Annotated in this window: 8 protein-coding genes; all 8 read left to right on the top strand. The window is 58.4% G+C overall.

Annotation, left to right across the window (positions count from 1 at the left end):
• Window positions 1-2 precede the first annotated feature (2 nt).
• The 8 genes from ACK8P7_RS02945 (at window position 3) to ACK8P7_RS02910 (ending at window position 15,223) form a co-directional block, all read left to right on the top strand.
• Entirely contained in the window at window positions 3-1,847 is a 1,845-nt protein-coding gene (locus ACK8P7_RS02945) for a phospho-sugar mutase (RefSeq protein ID WP_410042737.1), read from the top strand.
• Window positions 1,848-2,211: 364 nt separating this feature from the next.
• Complete coding sequence (gene clpB, locus ACK8P7_RS02940) at window positions 2,212-4,800, top strand: ATP-dependent chaperone ClpB (RefSeq protein ID WP_410042736.1); 2,589 nt, start codon at window positions 2,212-2,214, stop codon at window positions 4,798-4,800.
• 141 nt (window positions 4,801-4,941) lie between these two features.
• Window positions 4,942-5,763 carry a hypothetical protein gene (locus ACK8P7_RS02935; protein ID WP_410042735.1) on the top strand — a complete coding sequence of 274 codons (822 nt, stop codon included), beginning with the start codon at window positions 4,942-4,944 and terminating at the stop codon, window positions 5,761-5,763.
• Between the two features lie 157 nt (window positions 5,764-5,920).
• Window positions 5,921-7,390 (top strand): ABC transporter ATP-binding protein, encoded by a 1,470-nt coding sequence (locus tag ACK8P7_RS02930; RefSeq protein ID WP_410042734.1) that lies wholly within the window; start codon window positions 5,921-5,923, stop codon window positions 7,388-7,390.
• Complete coding sequence (locus ACK8P7_RS02925) at window positions 7,390-11,088, top strand: glycosyltransferase (RefSeq protein ID WP_410042733.1); 3,699 nt, start codon at window positions 7,390-7,392, stop codon at window positions 11,086-11,088. The genes ACK8P7_RS02930 and ACK8P7_RS02925 overlap by 1 nt, the downstream gene beginning before the upstream one ends.
• A gap of 98 nt (window positions 11,089-11,186) precedes the next feature.
• Window positions 11,187-12,005, top strand: a complete 819-nt coding sequence (locus tag ACK8P7_RS02920; RefSeq protein ID WP_410042732.1) for a glycosyltransferase family 2 protein — start codon at window positions 11,187-11,189, stop codon at window positions 12,003-12,005.
• A 10-nt stretch (window positions 12,006-12,015) separates the two neighbouring features.
• Window positions 12,016-13,722, top strand: a complete 1,707-nt coding sequence (locus ACK8P7_RS02915) for a hypothetical protein (protein ID WP_410042731.1) — start codon at window positions 12,016-12,018, stop codon at window positions 13,720-13,722.
• 76 nt (window positions 13,723-13,798) lie between these two features.
• The gene (locus ACK8P7_RS02910; RefSeq protein ID WP_410042730.1) at window positions 13,799-15,223 is read left to right on the top strand and encodes a hypothetical protein; all 1,425 of its coding nucleotides are present in this window, start codon (window positions 13,799-13,801) and stop codon (window positions 15,221-15,223) included.
• The last annotated feature ends 5 nt before the right edge of the window (window positions 15,224-15,228 follow it).

Below are 15,228 nucleotides of genomic sequence, written 5' to 3'. Positions count from 1 at the left end.
CGATGGATTACAGGAAGGAATATACGCGCTGGTGCGCGCTTGCGAAGGGACTGGATGCCGATGTCGAGCAGGAGCTCGCAGCGATCCGTGGAGAGGAAGAGAAGATTCAGGACGCGTTCTACCGTGACCTCGCCTTTGGTACGGGCGGTCTCCGCGGCGTGATCGGCGCCGGCACGAACCGCATGAATGTGTACACGGTAGCGAAGGCCTCCCAGGGCCTCGCAAACTATGTGCGGAAGCGCTTCGCAGCCGCCGACCGCCGCATCGCAGTTTCCCGCGACAGCCGTATCAAGTCGGATCTTTTCGCTGAAACCGCGGCCCGCGTCTTCGCAGCGAACGGCATCGACGTCTACATGTATGAGGACATCATGCCGACCCCGTGCCTCAGCTTCGCGACCCGTGCGCTTCACTGCGCTGCCGGTATCATGCTGACCGCGTCCCACAACCCCGCAAAGTACAACGGCTATAAGGTCTATGGCGCCGATGGCTGTCAGATCACGACCGAGGCAGCCGCCGAGATCCTCGCAGAAATCGAGGCACTCGACCTCTTCGCCGACATCCGCATGACCGAGTTCGAGATCGCCGGCATCCGCGACACGGCGGAGGCCAATGTCTCCGTCGCGCACAGCGTCACCACCCCGGTCATGCTGGAGACCGCTACGGCCGACGCGACATCGACAGAAAAGGAAGCTGCGTCATTACACAGCGCGACAGCTGCGGTGGACATGGATGCGCCTGCGACTGGACATATCTTCTGGATCGGGGAAGCCGTCTACACCGACTTCGTGGAAAATGTAAAGAAGCAGTCCGTACTTGGTCCGGATGACAGCATTGACCGAAACGTAGCAATCGTTTACTCGCCGCTGAACGGCACCGGTCGCGCGCCGGTGACCAGGACCCTCCGGGAGTGCGGCTACACGAACATTACGCTCGTGAAGGAACAGGAGATGCCAGACGGTCACTTCCCGACCTGCCCGTATCCGAACCCGGAGATCAAGGAAGCGATGGCCCTCGGCATGGACTATGCGAAGCGCGTACAGGCAGACCTCCTGCTTGCAACCGACCCGGACTGCGATCGTGTCGGCATCGCCGTACGAAGAGCCGACGGAAGCTATCAGCTTCTGAGCGGCAACGAGACCGGCATCCTGCTGCTGGACTACATCCTCGCGCAGCGAACGAAGCACGGAACGCTGCCGAAGGATCCGGTGATGGTGAAGACCATCGTGACCATGGACCTCGGCGAGCGCATCGCCGCGCACTACGGCGTCGAAACCATCAATGTCCTGACCGGCTTCAAGTTCATCGGAGAGCAGATCGGTCGGCTCGAGAAGGAGGGCCATCCGGAGCGTTATGTCTTCGGCTTCGAGGAGAGCTACGGCTACCTCACTGGCAGCTATGTCCGTGATAAGGATGCCGTCGATGGTGCCCTCATGATCTGTGAGATGTTCAGCTTCTATAAGACGCAGGGCATCAGCCTCCTCGACCGTCTGCAGGCGCTCTATGCGGAGTACGGCTACTGCCTGAACACCCTCCACAGCTTCACCTTCGAGGGATCCGCCGGCTTTGGGAAGATGCAGAAGATCATGCAGAACTTCCGTACGGATGCGCCGGACGCCTTCGCCGGAAAGAAGGTGGAGAAGGTCCTCGATTACCTGCCGGGTCTCGACGGACTGCCGAAGTCGGATGTCCTCAAGTACCTGCTGAGCGACCACTGCTCCGTCGTGGTACGCCCGTCCGGCACCGAGCCGAAGCTGAAGATCTATATCTCCATCAGCGCGGAGAATCAGGCTGCCGCAGAAGCCTGCGAAGCCGCCATCGCCGCCGAGCTTGGCAATCGGATGAAGTGATGGGATATACAGACAATGAATAGAGCCCCGGAGGACCGGAAGCAGAAGCCATACGGAGAGCTCGTGAATAAATCAAAATCGGCCCATTAGAACCAGTTGGAGTAATTTTTCCTTAGCACCCTCCGCAACACTGAGTTTCCATGAAGGAAACTCAGTCGTTTGCGGAGGGCCTACTGGTTCTTATGGGCCGATTTTTGATTTTTCCGAGCTCGGAGTACTGTGCTTCTGCAGCCGGTCCTCCGGGGCTCTGACTGAACAATTTTCGTTATAAAAAATTTAGATTTATATTAGCACTCGATGCTTGAAAGTGCTAACAACCGCGCTATAATATTTTTATCCGAAGGAAATAAGGAGGTTCAGTCTTATGAATATTAATAAATTTACACAGAAATCGATCGAAGCGATCAATAACTGTCAGAATATCATCAGTGAATATGGAAATCAGTATGTGGAGCAGGTTCATCTTCTCTACTCGCTGATCACCATCGATGACAGTCTGATCGCACAGCTTCTGAAGAAGATGGGTGTGCCGATGGAGCAGTTTAAATCATCCATCACAGAGGAGATCAGTCGTCTCCCGAAGGTATCGGGTGCCGGTCAGATGTACTTCTCGCAGGGGGCGAACCTGGCGCTCACGAAGGCGGAGGAGCATGCGAAGTCCATGGGCGATGAGTATGTTTCCGTGGAGCACATTTTCCTCAGCCTCATGAAGGAAGCAGATCCGACGCTGAAGAAGCTGTTCCAGCAGTATGGCATCACGAAGGATGGTTTCCTGAAGGCACTCGCCGAGGTGAGAGGTAATCAGCGTGTCATGTCCGATAATCCGGAGGACAGCTATGATACCTTAAACAAGTACGGCTACGAGATGGTGCAGCGTGCGAAGGATCAGAAGGATGATCCGATCATCGGGCGTGATGATGAGATCCGGAATATCATCCGTATCCTCAGCCGTAAGAGCAAGAACAACCCGGTGCTGATCGGTGAGCCGGGTGTCGGTAAGACCGCCGTCGTCGAGGGCCTCGCACAGCGGATCGCGAAGGGCGAGGTACCGGAGAGCCTGAAGGATAAGAAGATCTTCGCCCTCAACATGGGTTCCCTCGTCGCCGGTGCGAAGTACCGTGGTGAGTTCGAGGAAAGATTGAAGGCCGTCCTCGATGAGGTCCGTAAGTCCGAGGGTCAGATCCTCATGTTCATCGATGAGCTGCACACCATCGTCGGTGCCGGCAACCAGGAGGGCTCGCTCGATGCAGGTAATATCCTGAAGCCGATGCTGGCGCGCGGTGAGCTCCACTGCATCGGTGCGACGACGCTGAATGAGTATCATAAGTACATCGAGAAGGATGCGGCGCTCGAGCGTCGTTTCCAGCCGGTCACGATCGATGAGCCGACGGTCGAGGATACCATCTATATCCTGCGTGGTATCAAGGAAAGCTACGAGAAGTACCACGGTGTGACGATCAGCGACAACGCACTCGTCGCCGCGGCGACCCTCAGTGACCGTTACATCTCCGACCGTTTCCTGCCGGATAAGGCCATTGACCTCGTGGATGAGGCCTGCGCGATGGTCAAGACCCAGATGGAGTCGATGCCGGAGGACATGGCTGCCCTGCAGAGTAAGATCACACAGCTCAAGATGGAGCAGATCTCGCTGAAGAAGGAGGACGATACTCTCTCGAAGCAGCGTCTCGCCGACATCGAGAAGGAGCTCGCCGAGCTGCAGTCACAGTTCGACACGAAGCAGGCACAGTGGGACAACGAGAAGAAGTCAGCCGGCGACCTGCAGGCACTCCGCGAGCAGCGGGATCAGCTGAAGAAGGATATGGAGCGGGCAATGCAGACGGGCGACTATGCAAAGGCCTCCCAGATCCAGTATGCTGACCTTCCAGCCCTCGAAAAGAAGCTGGCGGACGCGGAGAACAGCGTCCATGGGGAGGATCGTGCACTTCTGCAGGAGACCGTGACCGAGGATGAGATCGGAAAGATCGTCAGCCGCTGGACCGGTATCCCGGTATCGAAGCTGAACGAGTCCGAGCGTTCGAAGGTGCTGCATCTCGGGGATGAGATCCACAAGCGCCTGATCGGCCAGGACGAGGCGGTAGAGAAGGTCGTCGAAGCCATCCAGCGTTCGAAGGCCGGTATCAAGGATCCGACACGGCCGATCGGTTCGTTCCTCTTCATGGGTCCGACCGGTGTCGGTAAGACGGAGCTGGCGAAGTCCCTCGCACAGAACCTCTTCGATGACGAAAACGCCATGGTTCGTATCGATATGTCCGAGTATATGGAGAAGTACTCCGTATCGAGACTGATCGGCGCTGCACCTGGCTACGTCGGCTATGAGGAGGGTGGTCAGCTGACCGAGGCTGTCCGCAGAAAGCCATACTCTGTTGTGCTCTTCGACGAAATCGAGAAGGCGCATCCGGATGTCTTCAACATCCTCCTGCAGATCCTCGATGACGGTCGGATCACCGACAGTCAGGGCAAGACTGTGGACTTCAAGAACACCATCATCATCCTGACCTCGAACCTTGGTGCGCAGTATCTGCTGGACGGTATCGACGCAAACGGTGAGATCACTGAAGACGCACGGAAGCAGGTACACGACGAGCTCTTCCGCTCCTTCCGTCCGGAGTTCCTGAACCGTCTCGATGAGATCATCATGTTCAAGCCGCTGACGAAGGACAACATCGCGCACATCACAGAGCTCATGGTGGCCGACATCAACCGCCGTCTCGCGGATCGTCAGCTGAAGATCGAGCTCACTGACGCGGCGCGTGACTATGTCACCGAGCACGGCTATGATCCGCAGTTCGGTGCACGTCCGCTTCGTCGTTTCATCCAGAAGAACGTCGAAACCCTCGTCGCCCGCATCATCCTCGAGGATAAGGTGCAGGAAGGCGACACCATCACCCTCGATCTGAAGGGTGATCGGCTCGACGCAGAGATCCACAGATAATTCAAAGAGCCCCGGAGGGCCGGTCCTCCGGGGCTCTGAAACTATGATCTGAAACTGTGTCGAAAATTGTAAGCATTCCGTACGCTATTCTGTGCTATACTCCCATTAAGAACGAAGAGAGATCCTTAAAGGAGAAGAGATATGAGACGATTAAACTGGACGAAGCTTCTGGCTAGCGCGACGGCGATGACCCTGCTGAGCGCGATGCCGGCGATGGCCGCATGGCAGTATACCCTGCAGGGCCCGATCGCAATCTGGACCGAGACGACGACCGGACAGCAGGTATGTGTATACGCCGGACAGCCGGCTCCGGACGGCACCCCGGCACCGACCGTCACGATGACCGCCGAAACCTTCACGACTGAGGCCGCGCAGCGCGCAAACACCGCACAGTCCATCGCCGCAGCCAATGCTGCCGTCGATGCGGCGAAGGCCGCCCGCGGAGGAAACGTCGTGCAGGAGACGACCCTGACCACCGAGCAGCTCGCTGCAAACACCGCAGCCGCGAACGCAAACCTCCAGATCGGTGATGTCACCACGATCGCGAAGGTACTGCCGAAGAGGGGCAGTGGCACCGGCCCGAATAATACCTATACGAACGCGACACTCCCGACGATCCAGACCCAGGATCAGAGCCAGCTGAATCAGAGCGGCGTAACCGCCGGCACCTACCTTTCTCCGGCTGGTGTCGCGCAGACGACGAAGACCTATAACTATAACACCACGACCGGCACCTACAGCTACTACGCAAGTGACGGACACCTCGTGACGAACGCAGGCTCCCCGAACGTAGGCCCGACCGCCGGCACGACCACCCAGACCACGACCAGCACCACCACAACGACAACGACCGGCACGACGGGCAGCACCACGACGCAGACCAGCACCGGCATGAGCTACACCGGCACCCTCCCGTCAACCGGCGCAACCAACGTGAACACCTACAAGACCCCACAGGCCTGATCGTATAATTCATTCAGCCAGAGGACCCGGCTGGAGACTTACCATCCTATATGGAAAAATAGAAGTAACTATGCTAAAATATTCCCCAAATGCGCAGAAACGCATCTGGGGATTTTTGTTTGCGCCGGAAACCACGGTGCCTTCACTTATAAACTATATGGAAACGAAGAATACAGAACACAGCTCGTCCGACATCGTCATCGATGTTCAGGACGTCACGAAAATATACCGCCTGTACGATAAGCCGATCGACCGCCTGAAGGAGGCGGTGAGCCTCACGCACCGGAACTACCATCGGGACTTCTATGCCCTGAGCCACGTCGGATTCCAGGTACGAAAGGGTGAAGCCGTCGGCATCATCGGTACCAACGGCTCCGGTAAGTCGACCATGCTGAAAATCATCACCGGCGTCCTGACACCGTCCGAGGGTGCGGTCAGCATCCACGGTATCGTCTGTGCGCTCCTCGAGCTCGGTGCCGGCTTCAACCCGGACTACACCGGCATCGAGAACGTCTACATGAACGGTACGATGATGGGCTTCACGAAGGAGCAGATGGACGAGAAGCTCCAGGAGATCCTCGACTTCGCAGACATCGGCGATTTCGTGCACCAGCCGGTCAAGAGCTACTCCTCCGGTATGTTCGTCCGCCTCGCCTTCGCACTCTACGTCGCGATGGACCCGGAGATCCTCATCGTCGATGAGGCACTGTCCGTCGGCGACGTCTTCTTCCAGGCGAAGTGCTATCATCGCATGGACGAGCTCCGCCGGAACGGCACGACCATCCTCATGGTCACGCACGACCTCGGCTCCGTCATGAAGTACTGCGACCGCGTCATCCTGCTGAACAAGGGTGAGAAGGTCTCCGAGGGACTGCCGGGCGACATGGTTGATCTGTATAAGAAGATTCTCGCCGGCCGCTTCACCGAGGAGGATCAGCGCTATGCGCAGCACCAGGCCGACGCACAGGCAGCAGTGGACTTCATCGACGGCCAGAACTTCGGCGTCGACAGCGTCGGTGCCGCGGCCCTCGCAGAGGGCGAGGACGGCCCGGCAACCCGCATCCAGCGTTCGAAGGACGCGTCCGGGGAAGCCAATGCAGACGACCACAGCACCGGTACCTCCGCGGGTAGCGAGACAGCACCGCTCATGCAGGACAGCCTGAACCTGAACCCGAACGTCCAGCACTACGGCGACGGACGCGCGACCATCTGGGATCTCGGCATCCTCGACCAGCGCGGGAAGATCTCGAACGTCATTGTAAAGGGCGAGACCTTCTCCATCAAGGAAAGGATCCGCTTCAACGCCCCGATCGTGGCCCCGATCTTTACCTTCACCATCAAGGATAAGCGCGGCGCGGATCTCACCGGCACGAACACCCTCATCGAGGGCTGCGATATCCAGCCGGTGAAGGCGGGCGATGAATATACCTGCACCTTCACCCAGCGGATGACCCTGCAGGGCGGCGAGTATCTCCTCAGTATGTCCTGCACGGGCTTCGAGGAGGGCGAGCATGTGGTCTATGACCGAAAGTATGACGTCGCATCCATCACCGTTCTTTCGAACAAGAACACCGTGGGTGTGTACGATATGGAGTCCGAGGTGACTCTGGAAAGGCGTGAACACTAATGGATTTTTCACGACACATCACCAATACCATCGAATGGTTTTATTTCGAGGACGTAACCTCGGGCCGCGAGCGCGACGCGTCGGTTCTGGTGCTCGGCGATAAGGAGACGACGGCACCCTTCGTGACCCTCCTCGAGCCGCGCGTACATCAGGTATCCCGCCGTCTCGACGACAGCACCTACGACTATGTCGTGATCCCGGTGCTGACGAAGAAGATCCTCCGTCTGTTTCAGGGCGACGTCCACACGATGCTGCATGCCCTGACGGAAACCTGGCTGAAGAAGGGTGGCCGTATCCTGATGGGCATCGAAAACGCCCTCGACATCGACCGTATGGCTTCCAGCGACCGGAAGGAGGATGTCCTCTATCTTCGCTGGTCCGAGCTCGCGTCCCTGCGTGCGACCCTTCGTGAGGAGAAGCCGGGCGCACGGGATACCCTCTACTATCTGACGCCGGAGCTCAGCGTACCGCTTCACTTCTATAGTGATGCGCGCATGCCGGACGTCTCTGAGGAGGACGAAAAGACCGCACTCCTCATCCGGGAGAACCGCTTCCGCGAGTTCGCGCCGGCCTACTTCTACATCTATCAGCCGGATGGCAGCGTCCGCCCGAAGGCAAGGGATTACCGCCGCTTCCTTCCGGACTACATCAAGTATAATTCGACCCGCAAGCCGGAATACGCCATCAAGACCCTGCTCTACCGGGATGATCAGGGGAAGCGCTTCGCGGTGAAGGCCGGTACGACGCCTGCGGCCAATGCACACATCGAGTCACTCAGCGAGAAGGCAGAGGCGATCGCTGCAGCGAACCCGCAGCTCACGGTACTCCGTGCCGTCGAGACCAGTCGTGCCCTCGGAAGCTATCAGTTCCTGAGCTTCATCCGCTATCCGTTCGTCGAGGGACAGAGTCTGAGCGAGATCCTGCGGGATATGATAAAGGACGGTGTCGCACCGATCCGGGAGCTCGCAGAGAGCGTCGACCTCGTGCTCGGCGCGAAGGATGGAAGTGTGCAGCCGGCGAACTTCGACTGCCAGTTTGATAACATCATCATGTCCGCTGACCGGCCGACCCTCATCGACTGTGAGTGGGTCTTCGAGGAAGCCGTCGACGTCCGTTTCCTGCAGTACCGTATCCTCTACTACTGGTACATGGAGTACCGGGAGTTCCTGGCCTATGAGGATGTGCTGGCCTTCCTCCGGAACTTCGGCTTCTCGAAGCCGGAGCTCGACGCCTTCGCTGAGCGTGAGCGATCCTTCCAGGAGGAGATTCATGGACAGGACGGCGAGCGCATGCATGCCTTCCTGAACGATAGGGTCACCGTAAAGCGCTTCCGCGCCCTCGAGGAGGAGTATACGAAGACCCTCCACGATGCACAGGAGCTGCAGCGCGAGGTGAAGGAGCGGGACATCACGATCCAGAAGGAGCGCGAGGTCAACCGCCTCACCCAGGTGCATGTCGCAAACCTCACGAACGTGATTCAGGTGCATGAGCGTGACATCCAGTCCCTCATCGCCGAACGCGACTACTATATGGCCCGCCAGAGCCTGAAGGCCCGCGTGGGCACCCGCCTTCGGAACAGCCTGAACCACCATTTCCCGGTCGGCTCCCGTAAGCGGAAGGTGCTGAGCTATGTGAAGCGGACCCTCCGCCACCCGGCGAAGATGCTTCCGATGTACTTCACGGAGGATGGCAAGAACCGGATCCGTGGGGATTTCAATGTCGGCGATCTGTATGCAAGCTACGGAAAAGTGAAGTTTGAGCGAAGCGATGCACCGCTTGTCAGCATCGTCATCCCATGCTACAACCAGATCCACTATACCTACCAGTGCCTCATCAGCATCAAGGAGCATACGGATTTCGCAGCGACCCCATACGAGGTCATCATCGCGGACGATGTGTCGACCGACGCGACCCGTGAGATCGGCCAGTATGCGGAGAACCTCGTCGTGGCACGAAACCGCGAGAATATGGGCTTCCTGAAGAACTGTAATCAGGCGGCCTCCATCGCCCGTGGTAAATATATTTTCTTCTTAAATAACGACACGCAGGTGCAGGAGGGCTGGCTGTCCTCCCTCGTCGAGCTGATCGAGCGCGATGAGAGCATCGGTATGGTCGGCAGTAAGCTCGTGTACCCGGACGGTCGTCTCCAGGAGGCGGGCGGCATCATCTGGTCGGATGGCTCCGGCTGGAACTATGGCCGTCTGCAGGATCCGGCGGACCCGGAGTACAACTATGTGAAGGAGGTCGACTTCATCTCAGGTGCCGCGATCATGATCCGTACCGAGCTCTGGAAGGAGATCGGCGGCTTCGATGAGCGCTTCGCGCCGGCGTACTATGAGGATACCGACCTTGCCTTCGAGGTGCGGAAGCACGGAAAGAAGGTTATGTTCCAGCCGAAGTCCGTCGTCATCCACTTCGAGGGCATCTCGAACGGCACGGACACCTCGGATACCTCGAGCCTGAAGCATTATCAGGTCGTGAACCAGGAGAAGTTCCGCGAGAAGTGGGCGGCCGAGCTTCGGGAGCAGTGTGTCAATGATGGCAACCCGAACCCGTTTGACGCCCGTGAGCGTGGTCAGCACCGGCCATGCATGCTGATGATCGACCACTATGTACCGACCTGGGATAAGGATGCCGGCAGTAAGCTGGACTATCAGTATATGCAGCTCTTCCTGCGTCAGGGCTGGCGCGTGAAGTTCCTCGGCGACAACTTCGCCCATGAGGAGCCGTACACCTCCGCGCTCGAGCAGCTCGGCATCGAGGTGCTCTATGGTGCGAAGCTCCAGGCGGACATCTGGGGCTGGATCGAGCGGAACAGCGCCTTCATCCGGATCGCCTATCTCAGCCGTCCGCACATCGCGGCACGCTACATCGATTACATCCGCGACCATACGGATATGAAGATCATCTACCATGGATCCGATCTTCACTCCCTCCGTCTGATGCGCGAGTATGCGATCGACCATAACGAAAAGACCCGTGAGGAGGCCGAGTACTGGCATGGCGTCGAGTACGCCGTGATGCGCAAGGCCGACATGAGCTACTTCCCGTCCGAGGTAGAGGCGGAGATCGTGCATAAGGAGGATCCGACCATCCATGTGAAGGCCATCACCTCCTTTGTATACGATGCGCCGGCCGTCCTCGATGAGGATTATGCGAAGAAGCAGGATCTCCTGTTTGTCGGTGGCTTCGCGCACCCGCCAAACAAGGATGGCCTCCTGTGGTTCGTGAAGGATATCCTGCCACAGATCGAGGCGGAGATTCCGGGCGTGGTACTCCACGTTATCGGGTCTCATGCAGATGACGAGGTGCTCGCGCTGAACGCGCGGCCGGATGTGGATGTGCTTGGCTTTGTCAGCATCGAGAAGCTCGACGAGATGTATCGTCGGAGCCGCGTCGTCGTGGTACCGCTTCGTTTCGGTGCCGGTGTCAAGGGCAAGGTCGTCGAAGCGCTGCACGCGGGAACCGCGGTGGTGACGACAAGCTGTGGTGCCGAGGGTATCCCGGCGGCAGAGACGGCCCTGCGTATAAAGGATGATCCGACCGGCTTTGCACAGGAGGTTATCCACCTCTACAGGCATCCGGAGGAGATCGAGCAGATGGCGCACAACGCCGTCAGCTTCATCTCGACCTTCTACTCACCGGAGGGTGCCTGGGCGAAGATTAAAGATGATTTCGAAACCGGCCGGAACGTATAAACCATATGGAAGTACCATGCCGCTGTTTATGACAGCGGCATATGAGATATGAAGTGCAGGATGCTTCGAAAGACGCATTCTGCAGATGCTAAAGAAACATGAATACACGTAAGCATTATAAACACTGCTTCGCGGTCGCAGCCTATGGAGAGTCACCCTACCTTCCACTTCTTCTGCATTCGCTGAAAATGCAGAGTATCGAGAGCCGGGTGATCATCTGTACCTCGACCCCGAACCGCTATATCACGAAGCTGAGCGCGCAGTTCGGCTACCCGGTCTATGTGCGGAATGGCGCACACGGGCTGCAGCAGGACTGGAACTTCGCCTATGAGATGGGCGCGGAGCGCTCGGAGCTCGTGACGATCGCCCACCAGGACGATCTGTATTTTCCGGACTACACGAAGGCACTGCTGCATGCCTTCCAGCACTTCCCGGATATGTCGGTATTCTGCTGTCGCTACGATACGATCGATGGCGAGGGCAACACGATCGACGGAAGCTCGGAGAAGGTGAAGCGCATCCTGCGGCTTCGGCTGAAGGACCATGCGCATGCGGACCGTACGATTGTGAAGCTCTCGGCCCTCCGCTACGGCAACGGCATCGGCTGTCCGAGCTGTACCTATCACACGAAGTACTGTCCGGCACCGCTGTTCCGGAACGACTATAAGTTCGTCATCGACTGGGATACCCTGATCCGCCTTGCACGTGAACCGGGGCGCTTCATCTGCATCGAGAAACCACTCATGGCCTACCGTGTGCATGCCGGAGCGGAGACGATGCGAAACATCGAAAATCACAATCGGGAGAAAGAGGAACGGGAAGTGTTCCGGAAGCTGCACTCGGCACCGGTGACGGATCTGCTGATGCACTTCTATAAGAAGGCGTATGGCGCATATCAGCAAGACCCAAAACAGTAAACATGTTCTTATGACAGGAGTGGCACTCGTCCTGCTCCTTCTGTTTGGGCTGTTTATCAACCGGCACCTCAGCATACGGGCACTCTATGGTGACGACCTCTACCTCTGGTCCTTCTATGGCTGTGAGGATTTCTGGTCCTTCACCTTTCCGAAGGTGACGAAGGGAAACTTCCGCCCGTTCTACTGGGCGTTGAGCTACCTCGAGTTTCGTCTGATCGGCCCGCACGTGCACTGGTATGCCCGCTTCAATGTGCTCCTGAACGTCGCGATCGCCTGGATGATCTATTTCTTCAGCCGCCGCCTGAGCCGCCTCACGCGAACGCCGCAGGGCATGCGGATCGGACAGGCCGTCGGTCTTCTGACCGGTATGCTCTACCTGCAGTCGCACTTCGCGGCCTACCAGATCGCACAGGTGCTCGGACTCCTCGAGTCCCTCGCCCTGCTGCTTGCGCTGCTGACCCTCTGGGGCCTTTTCGATTACATGGAGGGCCGCGGCATGCGTGCTTACCTGCGCGCCTGCCTCTGCTTCTTCCTCGTGATCTTCACCCATGAGCGCTATATCGCGCTGGCCCCGCTCTTTTACCTCGCGGTGCTCACGCAGTACCTCACGGAGCGGCGGCTCTGCCGACGCTTCGCACCGTCCCGGTCGTCCTGTGCGGCTTCGGACGAAATACCAGCGATGAACCGCCTCGGGCGGACCGTCGAGCTGCTTCTGCCGCTTCTGATCCTCGCCGTCTTTTTCGGCACCCGTATGGTGGTGGCTGGGGAAGCGATCCCGGTCGGTACGGCCGGCACGAAGGTGCAGGACACCTTTTCCCTCGCCGAGGCCCTCGGCTTCGCGTTTTCGCAGGTCGCCTACATCTTCGGGATCAATGCAGGCCACGCGATTTTCTGTGGCGTGTCCTTCGCGGATTCCGCCCGCTGGGTACAGGGACTGATCGTCCTCAGCTGGCTCTGCCTTCTCCTGATGCTCGTGCTCTATGTACGTATGGCCTGGAAGAGGGGACGGATCACGCCGCGTCTGATCGGGGAGAACCTTCTCTTCATCTGCTTCATCGCCCTCTGCATCGGCTCGAGCTCCATCACGATCCGTCTGGAAACCCGCTGGGTCTATGTGAGCTATACCGCCGCGCTTCTGTATCTCTCCTATATGCTCGGAGAGATCGCGAAGTCTGGAGCTGTGAAAGCGAAAGCCGGCAGGGCAGTGCGCACGCGTGCAGCCACCGTGCAGAGAGCGTCGGCAGCTTCCGTAAGTGCCTCGGGTGAACGGGCAGCGTGCCGCGGAATGGCCATGGTCCTCGCGTTCTCGCTGCTTTTTATGGCGTACGGGGCCGTGATGACACCGGTGGAGCATTATGATCGACAGCATTATCCGAACATCTTTTTCTTCTTCGACCAGGATCGTGTGAATTCGCTCGCGGACTGTACGATCGACGCAGTCGGTGCCGGGGAGTTCCTCGGAAAGAAGCAGGTGTATATCTACTATAATTACTACGAGATGAGCGACTTCTATGCGGAGTACTTCTATAAGCCGTTTGACCCGGAGAAGACCGGACAGGGCACGGAGATTCACTTCATCAACCGCCCGGACGAGCTGCCGGCCGACGCGACGGTGGAGAACAGCGTCGTCCTCATGGAGCATGGAAACCGCAGCTACATCGATGTGACCGCCCAGACCTTCGGACTGGCCGCGTGGGAGGCGCTTCCGCAGACGTAGGATGCGCTCGATGCAGCGTCAACAAGATGAAAAGGTTCCCGGGGCACCCCGCGGATATACGGAAAGGCTGTGTGCGATGTCCATAGTGAAGCACGAAAGCAGAAAAACGGAAAATCGAAGCAGAAAGCGGGTGGGGGAGTGCCGGAAGGGACTCCTCCTTCTGCCGTTCATCGGAGGGCTGTTTCTGCTCTGGTATGTGCTGCATGCGACGGTGGATGTGGTCTATTCCGACTATATCCGCATCATCAACAGCTACCTCCCGGATACCCTGGACCCGACGAGCTTTTTCGTGCCGGATATCCTGACCCGGATTCCGATCAACTATCCGCTTCGCTGGATCAATGTCACGTTTTTCGGCTACTCGGTGCTGTTTGACCGGGGGCTCTGCATCCTGGGCTGTGTGCTGCTGATGTGCTCGGTGGCGCAGTACCTGATCCGGGAGCGAAGCGGCGTCTGGATCATCCTGCCAGTGATGCTCGTCGGCTTCAGCCTCGATAAGTGGGAGATGCTTCTGAACGGCACCGGCTGCGTGCACTTCCTGAGCTACGGCCTGTTTTTCTATCATTACCTCGTGCTCGAGCGCGTCTTCACCGGCACACAGAAGCCGGGGGATGTGCGGCGGCTCTATCTGCTTCCGTGGCTCGCCCTGCTGGTGGCCGGCCCGTATATCGCGCAGTACACGGCGACCCTCCTCGTGGCCTATGGCTACCTCGCCTTTCTTCGGAATCGCAATGTCGACGGCCGCCGGCTTCCGTGGTACGGCCTCTGTGCGCTGGTCCCGCTGGTGCTCTACTATATGAGCAACGCTGCAGCCACCTTCGAGCATACGGGAGCGCAGGACATCGGTCTCCTGGAAACCCTGCAGCAGTACCGCGGCTTTTCGCTGCATTTTCTGCTGAACGGCTTCGCCAGCACCCTGCTTTCCGGCTCGGTGCTGGAGGATATGCTCGCGGCCGGGACGCTCACGTATCCGATGGTGTACCTTCTCGGTGCCCTCGTGATCCTGCTCTATGCCGGTGCCGTGCTGCTCTATTTCCGGACCGGACAGTACCGCCGGACGATCTTCTCGATGCTGCTCCTCGTGAGCGGTGCCGGAAGCCATGTCCTCGTCTTCCTGTCCCGCTACATCTTCCTGACGGAAACCTACGCATGGCAGAGCCGCTACGGCCTTCAGTACCTGCCGGGCACCCTCGGCCTCCTGCTCATCTATGGCGCGGCTTTCACGCGCTTCCGGCAGCAGCATAAGGTCACACCTGTGATGCTCTCCCTCGTGGTGCTTCTTTCCTTCACTGCGGGGACCTGTTATACTGATAAGCGTGAAATCGACGCGATGCCGTTCCGGCAGATGTACTTCGCCTCCATAGCGGACGCCGCGCGTGATTATGAAAACCTGAGCGATGATGAGCTGAATCTCATCTTCGAATACCACCATGGCCCGAACCGCGTTCGCCATGCCATGGATATTTTAAAGGAAAACCAGTGGAATGTTTTCCGGAAGTGACGGTA

Origin of the sequence: Oribacterium sp. P9 (genome assembly GCF_046365365.1) — a bacterium.
Lineage (GTDB): Bacteria > Bacillota > Clostridia > Lachnospirales > Lachnospiraceae > Oribacterium.
Note: the sequence above shows the minus strand (reverse complement) of the source record. Positions and strands in the feature narration are given on the sequence as shown.

Bases quoted from the DNA above. Each gene is read 5' to 3' on its own strand.
- ACK8P7_RS02910 (WP_410042730.1), top strand. From the start codon at position 13,799: ATGTCCATAGTGAAGCACGAAAGCAGAAAAACGGAAAATCGAAGCAGA.
- ACK8P7_RS02925 (WP_410042733.1), top strand. From the start codon at position 7,390: ATGGATTTTTCACGACACATCACCAATACCATCGAATGGTTTTATTTC.
- ACK8P7_RS02945 (WP_410042737.1), top strand. From the start codon at position 3: ATGGATTACAGGAAGGAATATACGCGCTGGTGCGCGCTTGCGAAGGGA.
- ACK8P7_RS02915 (WP_410042731.1), top strand. From the start codon at position 12,016: ATGACAGGAGTGGCACTCGTCCTGCTCCTTCTGTTTGGGCTGTTTATC.
- ACK8P7_RS02920 (WP_410042732.1), top strand. From the start codon at position 11,187: ATGAATACACGTAAGCATTATAAACACTGCTTCGCGGTCGCAGCCTAT.
- ACK8P7_RS02930 (WP_410042734.1), top strand. From the start codon at position 5,921: ATGGAAACGAAGAATACAGAACACAGCTCGTCCGACATCGTCATCGAT.
- clpB (WP_410042736.1), top strand. From the start codon at position 2,212: ATGAATATTAATAAATTTACACAGAAATCGATCGAAGCGATCAATAAC.
- ACK8P7_RS02935 (WP_410042735.1), top strand. From the start codon at position 4,942: ATGAGACGATTAAACTGGACGAAGCTTCTGGCTAGCGCGACGGCGATG.